The organism is Frankia sp. CcWB2, assembly GCF_977927585.1.
Genome location: NZ_CDWRCM010000257.1, coordinates 2863 through 5387, shown reverse-complemented (window position 1 = coordinate 5387; position 2525 = coordinate 2863). Strand labels below are relative to the sequence as shown.

1 protein-coding gene and 1 pseudogene are annotated in these 2525 nt (G+C 70.7%); both read left to right on the top strand.

Features of this window, described 5'->3' with window-relative positions; translation table 11 throughout:
• A pseudogene (locus tag ACY45C_RS19810) lies at positions 1-223 on the top strand (hypothetical protein); the annotation flags it as partial.
• A gap of 336 nt (positions 224-559) precedes the next feature.
• Positions 560-2525 (top strand): enoyl-CoA hydratase-related protein (locus tag ACY45C_RS19805; RefSeq protein ID WP_462189063.1); only part of this gene is annotated, 1966 nt, incomplete at its 3' end.

Genomic DNA, 2525 nt, shown 5'->3' with positions numbered 1-2525 from the left:
AGCTGGTCCCGGCGACGAGGCGCGGCTGACCCCACCGGCCGTCCACGTGACGCACGCGCTGAGGATCGAGGGGCCCGGCCTGCGCGAGGCCACGACGAAGGACCTCGCACAGGGTGAGTCCGAGGACCTCACGGTGACCCTGCAGCCGGGTACTTACCAGCTGGACTGCCCGGTCGGCAACCACGAGTCGCTGGGTATGAAACTCGGCATCACGGTGTCCTGAGCCGTCCGCGCCATCTGGTGGAGTCGGCTGACGCCCACGTCAGCGCGCCGCTCACCGGCCGGCGCCCGCGACATTCCGCGCCTCGCGGCCGCAGGCGGGGCGTGTCATTCATTGACGAGATGGCTATAGTTCGACACCATCCAACTTCAGTTGGTAATCAATCGGCGGAGTGCCGGCTGGTCCTCCGTCCAGCCATCCCGACCCGATCCGTTGCCAGGATCCTGGCGACCGAACCCGTGCTATGGCGCCCCGGCGGCCACGACGACGGTCGGGAAGGCCTGACCAGGGAGGTCGGCCGTGCCGAGCAACCGGAGAACATTCGTACACCTGGCGGTCATGGCCGGAACCACCGCACCGTTGTCCCTCACCGGGCTTCCCGTGTCTCTCACCGGGCTTCCCGCGGCGCTGGCGGCGCCGGTTCCAGGACCACGACCTGACCCACACCAGACGACGCCGGCCGGGGTCGGCATCCCCGGACCAGGCAGTCCCGGCTGGCTGACCAGTGGCAACAGCCGCGGGCTCTACGCCGGTTACTGGGTCAGCGGCGCGTACAGCACCACGGGCTTCCTCTGGCGCGACGGCACCGTGCATGTCCTCAACGGCAGCACGGCACCGAAGACGGTGACCGAGGACGGCGTAGTCATCGGCGATTTCGTCAGCCACTACGACCGGCAGGCGTTCCGGCTGGAACACAGAAACCCCCAGCCCCAGCGTCTGGGCTACCTCGGCGGCACCCAAACGGCCGGCGGCTACAGCAGCACCGCGGCGGCGGTCAACTGCGCCGGGGTCATCGTCGGCACCAGCACCACCAACGCTGGTACGTTCCATGCCTTCCGGTGGGCGGACAGCCACCTGCAGGATCTGGGTACGCTCGGCGGCCCGGGCAGCTCCGCCGTCGCGGTCACCAGCGCCGGTGCCATCGCCGGCAGCAGTGACACCGCCGCCGGCCCGTCCCACGCCTTCCTCTGGAGGAGAGGCACCCTGCACGACCTGGGTACCCTCGGCGGCCCGTCGAGTTCCGCGGTGGCCGCGAACGACGCCGGGCAGATCGTGGGCTACAGCGACACGGCCGACGGTCACACCCACGCCTTCCGCTGGGAACGCGGTCGTCTGATCGACCTCGGCACGCTCCCCGGCGACACCGATTCCTCGGCGATCGGTATCAACAACGTCGGCCAGGTCCTCGTCCGGAGCCGCGGCTCGTCGAGCCGTGCATTCGTCTGGCAGCACGGCCAGCGCGCGACCATTAGCGTGCCCACCGGCGACCTCGAGGTGACCGCCATCAACGACCGGGGAACCGTCGCCGGCACGGCGAACGGGCACGCGTTCCGTTGGCGCAACGGCCGCTTCACCGATCTCGGCACGCTGGGCGGGCCGTACAGCTACGCGAGCGCCATCACCCCCACCGACGTCGTCCTCGGTTCCTCAGTCCCGGCGGACTCCCCGATTCCGCTCGCGACCTTCTGGCCGGCCCCCGGCCCCCGGCCGCTGACGCGACCCGCGAGGCGTTTTCGGTCAGGATGGACGATGTCGGACGGATGGAGACCTCGCCGGCACGGCGGACCGCCGGCACCAGCACGGACGACCCGACGGAGGATCATCATGAGCGAGTCCGAAGACATCGCGGTACACACCCTGCCCGGCCACGTCGCCGTCGTCGAGGTCCGCCGTCCGCCGCACAACTTCTTCGAAGTGCGTCTGATCCAGACCCTCGCCGACATCTATGACAAGCTCGACGCCGACTCCGACGTCCGTGCCGTCGTGCTGTGCTCCCAGGGCAGGAACTTCTGCGCCGGAGCCGACTTCTCCGGCGCGAGTGCGGCCGAGGCGATTTCGGCGGATGAGGGGGCGCCGGCCCTTTACCGCGAGGCGCTACGGCTATTCGCCTCCCCGATACCGGTCGTGGCCGCGGTGCAGGGCAGCGCGGTCGGCGGCGGGCTGGGGCTCGCGCTGTCCGCGGATTTCCGGGTCGCGAGCCCGGACAGCCGCTTCGCGGCGAACTTCTCCCGGATCGGGCTGCACCAGGGCTTTGGCATCTCGGTGACCCTGCCGGCGGTCGTCGGCCGGCAGAAGGCGCTCGACCTGCTCTACACCGGTCGCCGGGTCGGTGGGCAGGAGGCGTTCGCCATCGGCCTCGCCGACCGGCTCGTGCCGAACACCGAGCTGCGGGAGGCCGCGGTGGCGCTGGCCGGTGAGATCACCGCCGCCGCGCCGCTGGCCGTGCGCAGCATCCGGGAGACAATGTGGGCGGATCTCGTCCCCGTCATCCGGGCGGCCACCGAACGGGAAACCGCCGAGCAGG